Source organism: Bradyrhizobium sp. SRS-191 (assembly GCF_024586915.1).
Lineage (GTDB): Bacteria > Pseudomonadota > Alphaproteobacteria > Rhizobiales > Xanthobacteraceae > Bradyrhizobium.
Genome location: NZ_JANBVS010000018.1, coordinates 126221 through 143331, shown reverse-complemented (window position 1 = coordinate 143331; position 17111 = coordinate 126221). Strand labels below are relative to the sequence as shown.

Sequence of the window (17111 nt, the reverse complement as noted above, 5' to 3'; positions counted from 1 at the left end):
TCCGCGGAACGGCTGACCAAGTCGAAGAGACCACGTGCTCGCGCGCGCGCAAACGGCCGCGCCCGCGGCAAGCAGGCTGCGCATAGCGTTTCCATCCCATGCAGAGCGCAAGCCATCCTGCGCCTTCATTTTTCACGAGACCATCGTTCCATAGATTAGTTGCTCTGGCAACCATAAATCCGGCTGCCGTCTTCGGGGCGCGCGCAGCTCGTCGCAACTCGACACCTTTGCCGTTCGCAACCTCGACCTCAGCCCTGGTTCGACGGCCCCGACCGACGACGCTTTGGCGCAGGCAATGGTGAGAGGAGACGTCCAGCGGTCATCGGCCTTGCTTGCGTCGCCAGCCGCTATCTCGCCTGCCTACAAATCAGGCAAAATGCTGAGCAGTTTGACGCCCAACTCCCGCAACACGGGGCAAATCGCGGCCCAAGCCTCTGATATGCAATATTTTTCGGTCACAGCGCCGGGCAGCTATCGTGTACACAATGGCACGTGCCTTGCTACACCAGCAGCAGATCGGCGAAGCGGAGCACGACGACATGGCACCCCAGACATCAGGCTCAGGACAGATCCGGAGCGCCGCGTGACTGAGACCGTCGCCGAGATCGTTGCCGCCCACCGTGCCGGCCTGATGACGCCGAAGCAGACGGTCGCGCGGACGTTCGACCGGATCCGCGCGCACGGCGACTCCGCCATCTTCATCAGCCTGCGCGACGAAGCGGATGCGCTCGCCGAGGCCGAGGCGCTCGCGGGCAAGGATCCCGCGGCCCTGCCGCTGTACGGCGTGCCGATCGCGGTCAAAGACAATATCGACGTCGCGGGCCTGCCGACCACGGCCGCCTGCCCGGCCTTCGCCTCCACGCCGACGCGGGATTCGACCGCCGTGGCACGGCTGCGCGCGGCCGGAGCCATCGTCATCGGCAAGACGAATCTCGACCAATTCGCCACCGGCCTGGTGGGCGTGCGCTCGCCCTACGGCATCCCGAAGAATCCGGTTCACGGCGATCTCGTGCCGGGCGGATCGAGCTCGGGCTCGGCGGTCGCGGTCTCGGCCGGTCTCGTGCCGTTGTCGCTCGGGACGGATACCGCGGGCTCCGGCCGCGTGCCGGCCATGCTCAACAACATCGTCGGGCTTAAGCCGAGCCTCGGCATGATCTCGACGGCGGGGCTGGTGCCGGCGTGCCGCACGCTCGACTGCATCTCTGTGTTCTCGCTCACGGTCGATGATGCCGTCGCCGCACTTTCGGTGATGGCCGCGCCCGATCCGCTCGATGCATTTTCGCGCGACCGGCCATTGGAGGCGGTGACCGCGTTTCCCAAGGGGGTGAAGCTCGGCATTCCCCGCTCTGGACAACTGATCTTCTTCGGCGACAAGGCGGCGGAGGCGGCCTACGGCGCCGCCGTCGCGCGCTTCGTCAAGCTCGGCGCGGAGCTCGTCGAGTTCGACCTCGAGCCGTTCTACGAGACGGCGCGGCTGCTCTATGAAGGCCCGTGGGTCGCCGAACGCTACCTCGTCATCCGCGATCTGCTGGCGTCGGATCCCGACGCCATCCATCCGGTGACGCGCGAGATCACCATCGGCGGCGCGCGCGGCAGCGCGGCAGATGCGTTCGCGGCGCTGTATCGCCTGCAGGCGCTGCGCAAGGTGGCCGAGCGCACTTTTGGCGAGATCGATGCGATGGTGTTGCCGACGGCGCCGACCGCCTACACGACCGCCGAGGTGCTGGCCGACCCGATCCTGCTCAACAGCCGGCTCGGCACCTACACCAACTTCGTCAACCTGCTCGACATGTGCGGACTGGCGGTGCCGGCCGCGATGCGTAGCGACGGCATTCCGTTCGGAATCACGCTGCTGGCGCCCGCCGGACGCGACGCCGCCCTCGCCAGCCTCGGCCGCGCGTTCCATGCCGACACGGCGCTGCCGGTCGGCGCGAAATCGATCGCGCAGCCGCCGCTCGCGCCGGTGTCACCCGCGCTGCATGGCGACGAGATCGCCATCGTCGTGGTCGGTGCGCATCTCTCCGGCATGGCGCTGAATCACGAGCTGACTGGTCTCGGCGGCCGGCTGCTGGAGGCGGCATCGACCGCGCCGGACTACAAGCTCTATGCGCTGTCGACGACGCCGCCGAAGCCTGGCATGCTGCGTATCGAGGACGGCAAGGGCACCGCAATGGCGGTGGAGCTCTGGGCGCTGTCGGCCGCGAGTTTCGGAAAGTTCGTCAACCTCATCCCGCCGCCGCTGTCGATCGGCACGATCCGGTTGGCTGACGGCCGCAGCGCCAAGGGCTTCCTCGTCGAGCCGGCCGCGCTCGATGGCGCGCGCGACATCTCGGAGTTCGGCGGCTGGCGCGCCTACATGGCGCGGAAGACCTGACCTCGTTCGAGAACGTAGGGTGGGCAAAGGCGCATCCGAGCCCTATCGCACAATGAGACAGCAGTGGCGCCGTGCCGCCGGCTGATCCGCCCGCCGTACCACGGTGGGGACGCTGCCGCCTGACGGCGGCCGCTTTGCCGTCCCTACGGGCGGCGGCTCCATCTACACCGACACCGCGTAGATCTCATACTCGCCGCGCACCAGCTCGATGTGAGCCTTCATGGCATTGGCCGCGCCGGCCTTGTCACCGCGCAGGATGGCAACGACGACGCGGTCGTGCTCGGCGTGCGACTTGGCGAGGCGGCCGAGATTGCGGAACTGGGCGCGGCGGAACGGCTGCACGCGGACCCGCGTCGCCAGGGTGATCTCGGCGATGTAGGCGTTGTGCGCGCCGGCGTAGATCGCGTTGTGGAAGCGCTCGTTCACCTCGTGGAAACGCTCGGGATTGCCGGCGTGGCTGAGATTGCGCAACTCCTCGTGAATGGCCTCCAGCCGTTGCCGCTCGACCGGCGTCATGCGCTGCGCGGCGAGGCCGGCGCAGAGGCCTTCGAGCTCGGCCATCGCCTCGAACATGCCGGTGAGGCGGTCGACCGAGGGCCGCGCCACCACCGCGCCGCGATGCGCGCGCGCCTCGATCAGTCCGGATGCCGCGAGCTGGCGCAGCGCCTCGCGCACCGGCGTGCGCGACACGTTGAAGCGCTTGGCAATCTCGGTCTCGTCCAAAGAAGCGCCGGGCGCCAACGCGCCGCGCACGATGTCGTCGGCGAGCTGGAGCCGCAATTCCTCCGCGCGCGTGATCTTCGCCACGGCGGGTGGTGCACGATCGCTGCGCGGCATCTCGGAATCGCGCGGGAGCCGCTGATGCGTCCGCGGCGGAAGATCGTCCAGACTCATGCCTCAGCCGCCCTTTGCTTCGTCGATGACGCTGACATGGGCGGCAACGATTCTCCAGCCCTCGGGAAACCGGACCCAGGTCTGCATCTGACGTCCGACCTTGCCCGGTGCGCTGTCGCGGTAGAACAGCGTCGAGGCGACCGCGGTGTCGCGGCCATAGGCCGTGATCACGGTGCGTGCGGTGCGCCGCATCAGTCCGACCGGCGAGCGTGCGGAGCGAAACGCCGCGATCTCGCTATAGCCATAGAGATTCTCGCCGATGCCGTAGCGCAGCGTGCGCGAGTCCTGCTTGAACAGCTCATCGAGCACGGCGACGTCGTTGCTGACCAGCGCCTGTTCATAACGCTGGAACTGCGCGGTCACCTCCGCAACGACGTCAGGCAGATCGACTTCCATTCTCCAGAACTCCTCTCGGGGCCGGCGCAGCGGCGACGCCAAGCTGTTGCAAGGCGTGGGCCACACGCAATGCGACGTGTTCGCACCAGGGCGCGGCGATGATCTGCACGCCGATGGGCATCGGCTCCAACGGAATCGGAACGGCGACGACGGGAAGTCCGATGAACGAGATCGGCTGGGTGTGAATGCCGATATTCGCGCGCACCGGCAGCTCTACGCCGTCGAGCACGAACGTCGCCTGTCCGAGCTTCGGCGCGATGCACGGTGTCGCAGGCGCGATCAGCACGTCGACGGACTTGAAGATGTCGAGCACGCGCGAGCGGTACCAGCGGCGGAATTTCTGCGCGCGGTCGACCATCGGCGCCGGAATCATCGCACCTGCGATGAGGCGATCGCGCACAGCGGGATCGAAATCCTGCGGACGCGTGCGCAGGCGATCGAGATGCAGCGAAGCACCTTCGGTCGTGCTGATGACATAAGCCGCGGCGCGGGCGCGCGCGGCTTCCGGCACGTCGATGACCTGCGTCACCTTCAAAGCGGCGACGACGCGGCTGACGGCTTCGGCCGCTTCAGGAAACAGGTTCTTCTGAAAGTGACCGCCGGCGATCGCGATGCGCAGGCCGTCGAGCCCTTGCGACAGCATTGCGGAGACCGGCTCCGGCGCGCGCGTCGTGCACGCGGCATCACCTGCGTCAGGTCCTTGCATGACATCGTAAGCGAGCGCGAGATCCTCGACCGAGCGTGCGAACGGACCGAGGTGGTCGAGGCTCATCACGAACGGGAACGAGCGCGCGCGCGACAGCCGGCCATAGGTCGGCTTCAGCCCGAAGATGCCGCAGAATGACGAGGGCACGCGGATCGAACCGTTGGTGTCGGAGCCGAGCGCGATCGGCACTAGGCCGCCGCCGACGGCGCTGCCCGAGCCGCCCGACGAGCCGCCGCTCATCCGCGTCGGATCATGCGGATTGCGCGACGGACCGTCGTGCACGTTCTCGCCGGTGAAGTCATAGGCGTATTCGCCCATGTTGAGCGCGCCGATGAGAACGGCGCCGGCGGCCTCCATGCGCTCGATCAGCGTGGCGTCGCGCGCCGCAGGTGCGCGGTCACGATTGATCTTGGAGCCTGCGCGCGTCGGCAGCCCTTCGACATCGAACAGATTCTTCACCGCGAACGGCACGCCGGCGAGCGGACCGGCCGGCTTGCCGGCGGCGATGTCCGCGTCCACGGCGCGCGCTTTCGCACGCGCACGCTCGGCGGTGACGTCGGTAAACGCATTGAGCACACCATCGCGTGCGGCGATCCGCGCCAGCACGGCATCGGTGGCCTCGACGGCGGAGAGCTTGCCGGCGGCAACCGCGGCGGCAATGGCACCGGCGGTCTGGTCGGCGGGATCAAGCGGTGAAGACACTGGCGGGCTCGGCTTCGTCAGGAAGGGAAAATTCATCGACCAGCTTCGCCATTTTCAGCGAGACTGCGAGATTGGCACGGATGGCCGGACGCCAGGCCTCCTCGATGGGCAGGCCAAGCGCGCGCCCGACGGCGTCGATGTAGTCGTCCCAGTCCTCATGCGATGGCTCGGCCATGCATCTCCTCCTCAATGCGCCGGTAGCGGCGGATGCGGAATCGCCGTCAGCAGCTCACGCGTATAGGCGTCCTGTGGATCACCTAGCACACGTTCGGACGTGCCCTCCTCGACGATTCGACCCGACCGCATCACGATCACACGATCGCACAACAGCCGCACCACGTTCAAATCATGCGACACGAACAGATAGCTCATGCCCAATTTCTGCTTGAGGTCCTGCAGCAGGTTGAGCACGACCGCCTGCACCGAGACATCCAGCGCGGCCGTCGGCTCATCGAGGATGACGAGCTTCGGGTGCAGCGCAATGGCGCGCGCGATGCCGACGCGGGCCTTCTGGCCGCCCGACAATTGGTGCGGAAAACGGTCGAGCAGGTTCAGCGGCAGGCCGACCATGGTCGCGAGCTCCTCGCAGCGCGCACGCAGCGCGTTACGGCCTCTGATCTCGCCGAGCTGCAGGATCGGATCGGCGATGGCGCGCGCCGCCGTGAAGCGCGGGTTGAGGCTGTCGGTCGGATCCTGGAACACCATCTGGATGTGGCTGCGCAGCGGCAGCCGCGCGAACGCCTGCGGCAGGATGTTGCCGATCTCCTCGCCGTCGAAGCTGATGCGGCCCGAGGTCTGGTCGAGCAGACGCATCACCATCATCGACGTCGTCGACTTGCCGCAGCCGGACTCGCCGACGAGGCCGACGCTCTCGCCATGGCCGACCGTGAAGCTGATGCCGTCGACGGCGCGAAACATCTCGGGTTCGATCGCCGGCTTGCGGCCGAACAGTTTCGACAAGGTCGCGGAGGCGCCCTGGCGAGGATATTCCTTGACGAGCTTGTCGACGAGGAGAAGTGGCCTGCTGCTGCTCGCACTCCGCTCGTCGTCCCCCCTCCGCTCGTCACCCCCGGGCTTGACCCGGGGGTCCATCTTCCCGGACGACTCTTGCGCGAGCGGATGGATGGCCGGGTCAAGCCCGGCCATGACGGAAGCTGTGTGAGTTGATGCAGACGCCTCCTCCTCCGGCAGCAACTCACGCAGCGAGACGCCGAGCCGCGGCGTCGCGCGCATCAACTTGCGCGTATACGGATGCTGCGGGTTGGCGAAGATGTCGGCGGCCTTGGCGGTCTCGACCACCCGGCCCTTCTCCATGACGACGACGCGGTCGCAATAGGCGGCCGCCAGACCCAGATCATGCGTGATCAGGATCGTCGACATGCCCCGGCTCTTGGTCAGCTCGACGACGAGATCCATCACCGCCTTCTGCGTGGTGACGTCGAGACCCGTGGTCGGCTCGTCCGCGATCAGGAGCTGCGGATTGCAGGCGAGCGCCAGTGCGATGACCACGCGCTGGCACATGCCGCCGGACAGTTCGAACGGATAGGCGTGATAGCGCTCGCGCGGGCGCGCGATCTTGACCTGCTCCAGCGCGGCGATCGCCTTCTCGGCGCGATCGCTGGCAGCGGCCTGCGCGTGCTGCTTCAGCACGTCCTCGATCTGCTGGCCGACCTTGCGGATCGGGTTGAGCGCCGCGCGTGGATTCTGGAAGATCATCGAAATCTCGCGCCCGCGGAGGTCGCGCATCGTGCTTTCCTCGGCCGCCTTGACGTCGACGCCGGAGAACATCACCGAGCCCTCGGCGATACGGCCAGCGCGATCGAGGATGCGCATGACCGCGTAGGACGTCACCGACTTGCCCGAGCCGGACTCGCCGACGATCGCCAGCGTCTCGCCCTTGGCGACGGAGATGTCGACATGCTGCACCGCCTTGACGATGCCGCGCCTGGTGGAAAATTCGACGGTGAGATCGCGAACGTCGAGCAGCGGCTGGGCGGTCATGAACGGCTCCGCATGTCTGGTGCGCTCCCTCTCCCCGTTCTTACAGGGACGCGACGAGCTGCGCTCGCGCTGAGAGGGCTGGCGTGAGGGGCTGCCACACCCAGTGATGCGTGTTGAGAGACCTGTACCCCCTCACCCGGATTGCATCTCCGATGCAATCCGACCTCACAGCGCGAGCGCAGCTCGTCGCGCCCCCGCAAGCCGGGAGAGGTTAAGGAGGATCCAGCCGCGCAGCTCGCGTCCATCGCCTCACGTCCTGCGCTGCGGATCGACGATGTCGCGCAGGCCGTCGCCGAGCAGGTTGAAGCAGAACACGGCGATCATCAGCGCGAGGCCGGGAAACAGCGCGATCCACCATTCGCCCGACACCATGAAGGACGCGCCCTCGGCGACCATGATGCCCCATTCCGCCGTCGGCGGCCGGACGCCGAGGCCGATGAAGGACAGGCCGGCGGCATTGAGGATCGCGTAGCCCATGGTCAGCGACATCTGCACGATCATGATCGGCATGATGTTGGGCAGGATGTGGCCGAGCAGGATGCGCAGCTCGCTGTTGCCCGAGAGCCGCGCGGCCTGCACGAAGCCGGCATTGCGGCGGACATTGGCTTCCGCCCGCGCGACGCGGGCATACAACGGGAAGTTCACGATCGCGGTGGCGATGATGATGTTCTGCACGGTGTTACCGAGCGCGGCGACGATGCCCATGGCCAGCACGAACAGAGGGAACGCCATGATGGTATCGGCGATACGGCCGACGATGCGGTCGGTCCAACCGCCGAAGAAGCCGGCGGCGACGCCCGCGAGCCCGCCCATGAAGAACACGAGCGCGACCGAGGCGACCGCGATGAAAGTGTCGAGCCGGGCCGCGACGACGACGCGGCTGAAGATGTCGCGGCCGAGCTGGTCGGTGCCGAACCAGTGCGCCGCCGAGGGCGGCTTCAGTGCGGACGCGGTGTCGCTGGCCAGTGGATCATACGGCACGATCCAGGGCCCGAAGATCGCCGCGAACAGGATGATCACCAGCAGCCCGAAGGCAAAGCCCGTGACCTTGTTTTCGGCGAGCACATAACGCGTGTGCCCGATCAGGGCCATCACGCCGGACGTGCTGTTGGCGGCGGGTTCGAGAGTCGGCGCGACAGTGCTCATCCTTCCAGCCTCACACGGGGGTCGATGACGCCATAGAGAATGTCGATGACGAGGTTGAGGACGACGTACATCACGGCCATGGTCAGCACGAAGCCCTGCACCGGCGCGAAGTCGGAGGCGATCAGCGCCTCGACCGCGTAGGAGCCGATGCCCGGCCAGGCGAACACCTTCTCCACCAGCACGTTGGCGCCGAGCAGAAAGGAAAACACCATCGACAGCGTCGTGATGACCGGCAGCATCGCGTTACGAAACGCGTAGGTCACCGTGACCGTCGAGGGCGACAGGCCGGAGGCGCGCGCCGTGCGGACGAACTCCGACGACAGCACCGAAAGCATCGAGGCCCGCGTCATGCGCGCGATCGGCGCCAGCGAGAAGATCGCGAGCGTCGCCGCCGGCAGGATCAGCTGGCTCAGCGCCGAGCGGAACGCCTCGCCGTCACCCGCGATCAGCGCGTCGATCAGATAGAATCCGGTCACGTTGTTCGGCGCGCTGTAGAACACGTCGAGCCGGCCGAGCGGCGCCGGCGACCAGCCGAGCCGGAAGTAGAACACATAGACCAGCACCAGGCCGGTAAAGAACACCGGCAGCGAGACGCCTGCCGTGGTGACAACGCGGCAGGTGTGATCGATCCATGATCCCGGCCGCGTCGCCGCGAGCACGCCGAGCGGCAGCGCGATCGCGACCGAGACGAGGAGCCCGAGCAGCGTCAGCTCCGCAGAAGCCGGCAGACGGTTGCGGATCTCGGTGGCGACCGGTTGCCCCGTCGTGAGCGAGCTGCCGAGATCGCCATGCGCGAGATCGACGGTGTAGCGGAAGAATTGCTCGACCAGCGGCTTGTCGAAGCCGAGCTTCTTGCGGATCTGCTCCACCGCCTCTTTTGTCGCGGCCGGACCGGCGAAATACGCAGCGGGATCGCCGGGCAGCGCGCGGGTGAGCAGGAAGGTGACGATTACCACGCCGATCAGCGAGGGGATAGCGAAGGCGAGGCGCTTGGCGATGAGGGCGATCATGCCGGACCCTCCGCGTGGCGCGCCGGCGAATAGCGAACAGCGAATGGCGAATAGCGGCTTCCCCGCCTGAGCTCCGCCCCGTCTTTCACCATTCCCCTACTCCCCATTCGCCACTCGCCGTTCTCATCCCTTCACCAGCGCGCGATAGTCCAGCCGGCGATGGAACCAGTATTGATAGCCGGAGATGTTCTTCTGCATCGCGACGTTGACGAACGGCTGATACAGCGGGATGCGCGGTACATCGGCGAAGGCGAGGTCGACGAACCCCTTCACGTCGGCATCGTACGCCGCCTTGTCGCCGGTCGCGGCGGCGTCGCGGGCGCCGTTGATGAGCTTGTCCATCTCCGGCGACTTGTAGCTCATCGTGTTGAACACGGAATTGTTGCCGTGATAGCACCAGTAGAAGAAGTATTCGGGGTAATCGAGCCAGCCTGAGAAGATGTTGGTGAAGAGCGGCATCTCCTTCTTGTTGAGCTCGGTGCGCCAGTTGGCGCCGGGCACCTTGTTGATGGTGGTCTTGATGCCGAGCTGGGCAAGGCTCTCCTGCACCAGCACGCACAAGGGCTCGTTGACCTGCGCGAAGTTCAGATCGAAGGAGATCGTGGTCTCGAAGCCCTGGGCGTAGCCGGCCTCGGCCAGCAGCGCCTTGGCCTTCTCCATGTCGGTGAAGTACTTCGTCGGCTGCGGCCATGCGACTTCCGTGGCCTTGTCGGCGGGCGCGCCGAACATGGGGTTGGCGAGGCCGAACATCACCGCGTCGATGATCTTCTGATACGGCATCGCATAGGCGAGCGCCTGCCTGACCTTGGGATTGTCGAACGGCGGCTTGGTGACGTTCATGCCGATGTATTGGATGCCGTTCGAGATCGGCAGCGAGATCACGGTGTGCTTGCCGTTCGACTTCATCTCCTGGAAGTCCTTGTTCGGCAGCTCATAGGAGATGTCGGCATCGCCGCGCTCCAGCAGCGCGCGGCGGTTGCCGGCCTGCGGCACCATGCGCCAGATCACCCGCTTGATCTTCGGCAGCGGCCCGCACACCCAGTCGTCATTGCGCTCCATGATGACTTCGGTGCCGGCGGTCCACTTCGTCACCTTGTAGGCGCCGGAGCCCGCCGTCTGCTGCTTGGTGTATTCGAGGCCCCAGGGGTCCTTCTCGCTTGCGTTCTTCTTCACCAGCTCGGAATTGACGACGCAGGGCACGATGACGGCCAAGTCTGGGATCGTCAGGCGGTCCTTCTTCAGGAAGTCGACCCGCACGGTGTAGTCATCGACGACGACGAACTGCTCCGGCTTGGTCAGCGATCCCGCGCTCATCTGAAAGGTCGGGAAGCCGCCGACGCTGACGGCGCGGTCGAGCGACCATTTGACGTCCTTGGCCGTGACCGGCGTACCGTCGTGGAATTTGGCGTTCTTGCGCAGCTTGAAGGTCGCGGACATGTCGCCGATGGTCATGTCCTCGGCGAGCTCGGGCCTGAACTTGTCGCGGTCGTAGTACGGCACGCCGCCCGGGCCGCTCTTCATCTCGTGGCCGATCAGGCGGTCATAGCAATTCCAGGACACCTCGTAGCCGGGCACGTTGGTGCCGACGCCATGGATGTCGAGATTGTTCGGCCCGCCTTCGGACACGATCAGCAGCGTCTCGGACCGCGCATCGGCCTTGGCGGAGGACATCACCGCCGGCGCCATCGGCAGCGCGGCGCCGGCGGCCAGACCAGAGACGGATTTCAGAAAATCGCGACGCTTCATCAAATGCTCCCACGGAGTACGACCGGCAGGAGGTGATTTCGCAAGCTTCGTGCCAAACCGCGCTGGGGAGCCAAGCCTTTGAAGATGCCGCTATTTTCAGAAATGGCCGACGTGGGCCCGCCGCCCCATTGCATACAGATGGCGAGATTTGATTATCTTATGAGCAGCAGTCCCCGCTGTCGGCATCACGGCGACGCTACGGACAGAAGTCCTCATTGTTGATCCGTGAGCACCGCGGGCTCGCCGCGACCTTTTGGCGCGCGCAACCGTCCACGGTATCGATCTTTCTCAGCGCGCGCAGCGCCGCCATTGTCGGCCGATGCCAGAGATAGTGCTCATCAGTCAGCAGTGACGCCCGCCGCAGGCCGCTCACCGTCGGCGCGTCGAAGACCCCGCTCGCCGGGGCGCCAGCGCAGGCGAGCCGGGTCAGCTCCTCCTGCAGGCGGGAAATCAGCTCGCGCCCGTCGAATGTCGGTCCGGCGCTGTCCAGCACGGCCGCTTCGCGGAGCCGAGACGCTGAAGCGCGGGCCTCGGCCGCTTCGGGCGAATCGGGAAACAGCGACGCCACGAGGTCGAACGCATCCGGGCTTCGGACCTGTCGGGCCCTCGCCAGCACCTCAGCCGCGGAGGATGTCCCTGCCTGCTTCTGATCGGCGCGCGCCGCTTGGCGTTTTGCCAGAACGTTACGCGCCCGCGCGGCCTCCTCACTCCCGGGAAAGCGGTCGACCAGCAACTCGAACAAGGCCGGGTTGTCCGTCTCGGTTGCCGCCGCGAACAGCTGCGCTGCAGGGCTCGGCGGCGGCGCCGGCGGCACGAAGTAGAAGTCCGCCTCGATCGAGGTCGACTCCCAGGGGATCTGCTGCTCGGCGGTTGCCAGACGCACCTGGCGCCGGACGCTCTTGAAGACGTCCTCCAGCTTTTCGCCGGGAGCGCCGATCGCCTGCGCGAGCGCGAGCGTGTAGGGGCTGTGGCCATTCTCGCCGTCGAAGGCGGCCTTGCCGGAGCCGGTGGCCGACGCGATGAAGGCGCCGTAGACCGCCCCCATCGGCGCCAGCCCGAGCAGGGCACTGGCCGGCGCAGCGCCTTCAGGGAACGGATTGTCGCGGCACGCATCGAGGATCAGAATGTTCACGCGATTGCCGGCTGAGGACAGCCGGTCCGCGATCCGCTTGACGCTGACGGCGTGGCCCGCAATGTCGGCCTTACGCTTGATCTCCGCATCCACCGGCACCAGGTAGTTGATGCCATCGCTCTCCAGGCCGTGGCCGGCATAGTAGAAGACCGACACAACGTCCGGCCCGCGCTGCTTGATCGCCTGCGCAAACGCCTCGACATCCTCGCCCATGGCTTTCAGCTCGCGATCGGCCTTCAGGGTCACCTCGAAGCCAAGCTTTCGCAGCTTGTCTGCGATCAGGTCGGCGTCCTTGCCCGGATTGTCGAGTGGCCTCAGCCGGGCGTAGGCGGCATTGCCGATGACGAGCGCCACGCGCGGCGCCGAACCCGGTATCGCCTTGCGCGGAGCTTCCGCAGCAAGGCCGGACGCCAGCCCGTGAAAGACGAGCAACAAAGCGAGAGACAGGAGAAGCCGGACCGGCTGCCGGAAAAATGTTGTTCGCATGTTCGCATTATACCGAAGCGCCGGCAGCCCACCACCATCATCGAATTGACGGCAGACGGCACGTATGATCCGCTTCGGTCTTTCCTTTTCGCAGCGCCCCGATGTCGCGATCTGCCATCATATTGTCGATCAGTTTCCTGCTGTGGAGTGCCTCGGCAACCGCCGAGGTCTTGAGCGGTCGCGAATTCCAGAACCTGCTGGCCGGCGGCCCGGAGGGTACGACCATCGTCTTCCGAGGAGGAACGGACAAACTGTTCTTCTCCCCTGCGTTGAAGAACAGATTGCGCGCGAGCCCGGAGCTGGGTACCGATTTCATCAAGCAGAAGATCCTGCGCAGCACGATGGTCGAGGGCGTTTTCATCAGCGCTTCCATCGAGAACGGCAAGCCGCGCATGGTCAGCGGCATTGCCGGCATCGCCGCCGACAGCGACAGCGGCCACGGCATCCTGACATTGCTGCAGACGTTTCCCGACGACACCAGCCTCAAGGCCTTCGAGAAGCGCGACCGGCTCTATGCCGTCGTCATCGTCGAGGACGCACCAAGCGGCGTCGTGTGCCGCAAGTCACATTGGGAGAGGCTGTTTGCGCTCAAGGGTGACCCGAAGATGATGACGGTGCCATGCGAATTCATCGTGGGCAACGCCATCATGCCATCAGCCGCTCCTTGAGCGGCAAAGCAGGGGGACGACATGACGATCACCGGTATTTCCGAGACGATGCCCGGCAGGTCCGCGACGCGACCGGGACGCTGGCTTTTCATGGCGATGCTGGCGCTGATCATGCTCGTTGGCTCCCTGCCCGTGCGGCCGGCGGCTGCGTCGGGCGCCTTGATCGCGGCGTCCAACGAGGCCGTCGGCGGGCTCAATGCCTGCAGCAGCAACAAGGGCAAGGATCTCTACAACTGCGTTGCCGACGTCCTCGATCGGCTGAACTCACGCATTGCATCCATCAACGTCCCCGAGACCCATCGCGCATTGCAGGCGGCGTCCGAGGGACTGCGCGCCGCCACGTCGAGGCCGCAGGCCATCTCGGCTCTATCGCGCTGCAAGGCAGCCATATCCGCCGTGATCCAACGGCTGCGCGCCTCCGGTGGCGAATATGCCGGCTTGAGCGCGATTTCGGGCGTGCTGTCGCGCGCGATCCAGCTCGTTCAGAGCAAGGGCTGAAGCTGAGCGGCTGAGCCATCATGTGAGGGGCACGATATGACGATCGGGAATGTTTTCGACGAAGCGCTCGGCAGGTCCATGGTGCGACCGCGACGCTGGCTGCTGATGGCGACGCTGGCGCTCGCGATGCTCATCGGCTCCCTGCCGCTGCGGCCGGTCATGGCGTCGGCCATCCTCAATGCAGCGTCGACGACGGCGGTCGGCGGTCTCGGGGCCTGCAGCAGCAACAAGGGCAAGGACCTCTACAACTGCGTCGCCGACGTGCTCGACCGCATGGCCTCCAGCATCGGTGCCGCCAACGTGCCGGAAACGCAGCGCGCGTTACAGACCGCCGCCGCCGGCTTGCGCGCGGCGACCTCCAAGAGTCAGGCGATCTCTGCAATCGCGCGTTGCCAGTCGGTGATATCGGGAGCCCTGAAACAGGTGCGTGCGGCCGGCGACCGCTATGTCCCCGGGTGGGGTGACACTGGCCTGACCTCGATCTCCAGCGTGCTGTCGCGCGCGATCCAGCTCATCCAGAGCAAAGGCTGACGCAGCAGAGAAACGAACATGCCCGCTCTGCGACGATTATCCCCTCTCCACCTGCTGACGGTGATCGCGGCATTGCTGGTGCTCAGCTCTGTCGCCGGCACGCCTGCGCGCGCCGACGCCGGCATGGCCGCGGCAGCGGTGTCTGCGAATGGGGGTCTCGCGGCCTGCTCCGCCAACACGGGAAAGGCATTGTATGATTGCATCGCCAACGTGCTCGACAGGCTGAGCAGCGAGATCACTGCGCCCGGTGTAGCTGAGACGCGCCGGGCGCTCAGCAATGCCGCAGCCGGGCTGCGTGCGGCAACGACGAAGGCTCAGGCTTTGTCGGCGGTCACGCAGTGCCGGGCGTTGGTGTCCGGCGCGCTCGCGAAGGTTCGTGCACTCGGTGGCGGCTACCTCACGGGCTGGGGCGGCGGCGCCGGCGGTGGATCGGGCCTGGCGGCCGTGTCGGACGTGCTGGCGCGCGCCGCCAAGCTGATCCAGGCCAAAGGCTGAGCCGCGTTTCAATCCGGCCAGATCAGCGCCTGCAGCTCGTCGAAGCTGCGGACTCTGGCCGGCCAGTCCGGAATGCAGATGTGCCGAACGGGGTCGCTGGCCCGGTGCAACAGCATCAGCGCGAGCAGCCGGCGCTTCAGCTGCCAGGCGATATCCCGAGGCGAGAGGCCGTAGCCGTCGAACAACGCGCGCACGCGTCCGGGATGACCCGCGGCCATGAACGCGCTGGGGCCGAGCAGGTCGTATTCGCCGAACCCGGTCATCACGTCGCCGAAGTCGAACAGCCCGCTCACGCGCCAGCCCTCACCGTCGCGGGCGACGAGGAAATTCTCCGGAATGTACTCGCCGGTCAGGATGACCGGATCGGGATTGCGAGGCAGCAGAACGGCGGCCTCCTGCAGCAGATCATCCAGTCGCGCCAGCAGCGGCGGCGGCAGGCCGAGCCGTTGATGGCGATCACGAGCTCCGGTGAGTTGCGTCTGCAGGAAGTCGGACCAGCTCGGGCCGAGCTCCAGCAGACTGCCCGACGGCACACGCTGCACATCGGCGATCAGGCGGCCGAGCTGCCGGAGCAGATCCTCCTTGCCAGGCTCCCCCAGTTGCGGCCAGACATCGGATGCAGGAATACCGTCGAGCCGCGTCATGATCAGATAGGACCACCCGTCGCGCTCGCCCTCGTGAAGCAATTCGGGCGTCGCGACGTCGGCAAGGCGCCGGAAAACCGCCGGCAGCGTCGCCCGCTCGGACAAGAACTGACCACGCAGGAGAGCAGGAAAGATCTTCAGGATCGCACGGTCGCCGAGCGAGGCGACCAGATTTGTGCCTGCATCGAACGGCACGAGCCGCGTTGCGCCATAGCCATGGGACCTGACGATATCTGACGCGGCCAGCAGCCAGCTTGCCGAATCAGAACGCAGGCGCCGCAACTGCGCGGCATCGGCGACATCCGGCAACCCTGCCATCAGCGGTCCGGGCTCGCGCGCTCGAATTGCCGCAGCAGGCGATTGCCGCGTTCGGCCGCAGCATCGAGCGCCGCCTGCGCCGGCTTGCGGCCGCTGAACGCCTGCTCCATCTCGTCCTCGATGGTATCGCGGATCAGCACGAAAGAGCCGAGCCGCAGTCCGCGTGAGTTTTCCGTCGGCGGATGCAGCGTCACCTGCTCGATCGAGATCGCCGTTCCCGGATTGCGGTCATAGAAGCCCTGCGCGCGGGTCAGGTCGAACGCCGCCTGGGTAATCGGCAGGTAGCCCGTGTTCTGGTGCCAGGCCGCCTGGATGTCGGGCCGCGACAGGTAGGCGAAGAACTTTGCGACGCCCTTGTACTCGGCCGCAGGACGGTCACGCAGCACCCACAGCGTCGCGCCGCCGATGATGGAATTCTGCGGCGCCCCCGCGACGTCAGGCCAATACGGCATCATCCCGTAGCCGATCTCGAACTTCGAGTTCGCCTTGATGTCGGCGCGCGTCGCCGAAGATCCGATGAAGATCCCGCACTCCCCTTTCTGGAAGCGCGGCTCGGCGGCCTGCCCGCGACCGCCATAGTCGAACACCTTGCTCTTCTGCCACTCCGCGAGCTGGGCGATGTGGCGCGTCACCTGCGGATTGTTGAAGGTCAGGACGGCATCGAGCCCGGCGAAGCCGTTGGCACGCGTCGCGATCGGCAGATTGTGGAAGGCGGAGAAATTCTCGATGTTGACCCAGGACGGCCAGGACGTGGTGAAGCCGCAGGCCATGCCATGGTCACGCAGCCGCTTGGCGGCCTGTCCGAGCTCCGGCCAGGTCTTCGGCGCAACGGCGGGATCGAGTCCGGCCGCACGGAACCGATCCTTGTTGTAGTAGAGGATCGGGGTCGATGCGTTGAACGGGAACGACAGCATGTTGCCGTCGGCATCCGCATAGTAGCCGGTGACGGCGGGCAGATAGGCCGAGGGCGAAAAGCTCTCCTTCTCGTCACGCATCAGCTCGTAGACCGGATACATCGCCCCTTTCGCCGCCGTCATCGTCGCGGTGGCGATCTCGTTGACCTGCACGATGGCCGGCTGGCTGCGCGAGCGGAACGCGAAGATCGCGGCCGTGACCGTCTCCGTGTAGCTGCCCTTGTAGCTCGGCACGATGCGATAGTCGGATTGCGAGGCATTGAAATCGGCGGCAAGCTTGTCGACCTGTCGCCCGAGCTCGCCGGACATCGCATGCCACCACATGATCTCGGTCGCAGCGTGGGCCGGCAACGCCGCGCAGACGAGAACTGCAATCCAAAGGCAACGCAAGAAGACCATCACCGGGCCGTCTCCAAAATCGATCAAAGAATTCGTCTGGGCTGAAATCGC

The 17111-nt window shown here is 66.3% G+C and carries 16 protein-coding genes; 5 read left to right on the top strand and 11 right to left on the bottom strand.

The window, feature by feature from the left end; translation table 11 throughout:
* The first annotated feature begins 583 nt into the window (after positions 1-583).
* The gene (gene atzF / locus NLR35_RS27020; RefSeq protein WP_257169576.1) at positions 584-2374 is read left to right on the top strand and encodes an allophanate hydrolase; all 1791 of its coding nucleotides are present in this window, start codon (positions 584-586) and stop codon (positions 2372-2374) included.
* Positions 2375-2536: 162 nt separating this feature from the next.
* On the opposite strand, the gene NLR35_RS27015 is transcribed toward atzF, so the two are convergent.
* From NLR35_RS27015 to NLR35_RS26975, 9 genes are all read right to left on the bottom strand, one after another.
* Complete coding sequence (locus tag NLR35_RS27015; protein WP_257169575.1) at positions 2537-3268, bottom strand: GntR family transcriptional regulator; 732 nt, start codon at positions 3266-3268, stop codon at positions 2537-2539.
* A 3-nt stretch (positions 3269-3271) separates the two neighbouring features.
* On the bottom strand, positions 3272-3664 hold the full coding sequence (gene hpxZ / locus NLR35_RS27010; RefSeq protein ID WP_257169574.1) for an oxalurate catabolism protein HpxZ: 393 nt from the start codon (positions 3662-3664) through the stop codon (positions 3272-3274).
* Positions 3645-5072 carry an AtzE family amidohydrolase gene (locus NLR35_RS27005; RefSeq protein ID WP_257169573.1) on the bottom strand — a complete coding sequence of 476 codons (1428 nt, stop codon included), beginning with the start codon at positions 5070-5072 and terminating at the stop codon, positions 3645-3647. The genes hpxZ and NLR35_RS27005 overlap by 20 nt, the downstream gene beginning before the upstream one ends.
* A complete protein-coding gene (locus NLR35_RS27000) occupies positions 5056-5247 on the bottom strand; it encodes a DUF4089 domain-containing protein (RefSeq protein WP_257169572.1) in 192 nt (63 codons plus the stop codon). The genes NLR35_RS27005 and NLR35_RS27000 overlap by 17 nt, the downstream gene beginning before the upstream one ends.
* Before the next feature lie 11 nt (positions 5248-5258).
* A complete protein-coding gene (locus NLR35_RS26995; RefSeq protein ID WP_257169571.1) occupies positions 5259-7073 on the bottom strand; it encodes an ABC transporter ATP-binding protein in 1815 nt (604 codons plus the stop codon).
* Between the two features lie 249 nt (positions 7074-7322).
* On the bottom strand, positions 7323-8219 hold the full coding sequence (locus NLR35_RS26990) for an ABC transporter permease (protein WP_257169570.1): 897 nt from the start codon (positions 8217-8219) through the stop codon (positions 7323-7325).
* Entirely contained in the window at positions 8216-9229 is a 1014-nt protein-coding gene (locus tag NLR35_RS26985; protein WP_257169569.1) for an ABC transporter permease, read from the bottom strand. Before NLR35_RS26985 ends, NLR35_RS26990 begins: the two co-directional genes overlap by 4 nt.
* Positions 9230-9352: 123 nt before the next feature.
* Positions 9353-10975, bottom strand: coding sequence for an ABC transporter substrate-binding protein (locus NLR35_RS26980; protein ID WP_257169568.1), 1623 nt, complete (start codon positions 10973-10975; stop codon positions 9353-9355).
* Positions 10976-11171: 196 nt separating this feature from the next.
* Complete coding sequence (locus NLR35_RS26975; RefSeq protein ID WP_257169567.1) at positions 11172-12461, bottom strand: caspase family protein; 1290 nt, start codon at positions 12459-12461, stop codon at positions 11172-11174.
* 233 nt (positions 12462-12694) lie between these two features.
* On the opposite strand from NLR35_RS26975, the gene NLR35_RS26970 reads away from it, so the two are divergent.
* From NLR35_RS26970 to NLR35_RS26955, 4 genes are all read left to right on the top strand, one after another.
* A complete protein-coding gene (locus tag NLR35_RS26970) occupies positions 12695-13261 on the top strand; it encodes a hypothetical protein (RefSeq protein ID WP_257169566.1) in 567 nt (188 codons plus the stop codon).
* Positions 13262-13282: 21 nt separating this feature from the next.
* Entirely contained in the window at positions 13283-13759 is a 477-nt protein-coding gene (locus NLR35_RS26965; RefSeq protein WP_257169565.1) for a hypothetical protein, read from the top strand.
* 105 nt (positions 13760-13864) lie between these two features.
* Positions 13865-14290 (top strand): hypothetical protein, encoded by a 426-nt coding sequence (locus NLR35_RS26960; protein ID WP_257169564.1) that lies wholly within the window; start codon positions 13865-13867, stop codon positions 14288-14290.
* 18 nt (positions 14291-14308) lie between these two features.
* Positions 14309-14785 (top strand): hypothetical protein, encoded by a 477-nt coding sequence (locus NLR35_RS26955; protein ID WP_257169563.1) that lies wholly within the window; start codon positions 14309-14311, stop codon positions 14783-14785.
* A gap of 8 nt (positions 14786-14793) precedes the next feature.
* Here NLR35_RS26955 and NLR35_RS26950 read toward each other — a convergent pair whose 3' ends face one another.
* Positions 14794-15747, bottom strand: a complete 954-nt coding sequence (locus NLR35_RS26950) for a phosphotransferase (RefSeq protein WP_257169562.1) — start codon at positions 15745-15747, stop codon at positions 14794-14796.
* Positions 15747-17060 (bottom strand): sn-glycerol-3-phosphate ABC transporter substrate-binding protein UgpB, encoded by a 1314-nt coding sequence (gene ugpB / locus NLR35_RS26945; RefSeq protein WP_257169561.1) that lies wholly within the window; start codon positions 17058-17060, stop codon positions 15747-15749. The genes NLR35_RS26950 and ugpB overlap by 1 nt, the downstream gene beginning before the upstream one ends.
* Positions 17061-17111 lie beyond the last annotated feature (51 nt).

Bases quoted from the DNA above. Each gene is read 5' to 3' on its own strand.
- NLR35_RS27015 (WP_257169575.1), bottom strand. From the start codon at position 3,268: ATGAGTCTGGACGATCTTCCGCCGCGGACGCATCAGCGGCTCCCGCGC.
- hpxZ (WP_257169574.1), bottom strand. From the start codon at position 3,664: ATGGAAGTCGATCTGCCTGACGTCGTTGCGGAGGTGACCGCGCAGTTC.
- NLR35_RS27000 (WP_257169572.1), bottom strand. From the start codon at position 5,247: ATGGCCGAGCCATCGCATGAGGACTGGGACGACTACATCGACGCCGTC.
- NLR35_RS26995 (WP_257169571.1), bottom strand. From the start codon at position 7,073: ATGACCGCCCAGCCGCTGCTCGACGTTCGCGATCTCACCGTCGAATTT.
- NLR35_RS26990 (WP_257169570.1), bottom strand. From the start codon at position 8,219: ATGAGCACTGTCGCGCCGACTCTCGAACCCGCCGCCAACAGCACGTCC.
- NLR35_RS26985 (WP_257169569.1), bottom strand. From the start codon at position 9,229: ATGATCGCCCTCATCGCCAAGCGCCTCGCCTTCGCTATCCCCTCGCTG.
- NLR35_RS26980 (WP_257169568.1), bottom strand. From the start codon at position 10,975: ATGAAGCGTCGCGATTTTCTGAAATCCGTCTCTGGTCTGGCCGCCGGC.
- NLR35_RS26970 (WP_257169566.1), top strand. From the start codon at position 12,695: ATGTCGCGATCTGCCATCATATTGTCGATCAGTTTCCTGCTGTGGAGT.
- NLR35_RS26965 (WP_257169565.1), top strand. From the start codon at position 13,283: ATGACGATCACCGGTATTTCCGAGACGATGCCCGGCAGGTCCGCGACG.
- NLR35_RS26960 (WP_257169564.1), top strand. From the start codon at position 13,865: ATGGCGACGCTGGCGCTCGCGATGCTCATCGGCTCCCTGCCGCTGCGG.
- NLR35_RS26955 (WP_257169563.1), top strand. From the start codon at position 14,309: ATGCCCGCTCTGCGACGATTATCCCCTCTCCACCTGCTGACGGTGATC.
- NLR35_RS26950 (WP_257169562.1), bottom strand. From the start codon at position 15,747: ATGGCAGGGTTGCCGGATGTCGCCGATGCCGCGCAGTTGCGGCGCCTG.
- ugpB (WP_257169561.1), bottom strand. From the start codon at position 17,060: ATGGTCTTCTTGCGTTGCCTTTGGATTGCAGTTCTCGTCTGCGCGGCG.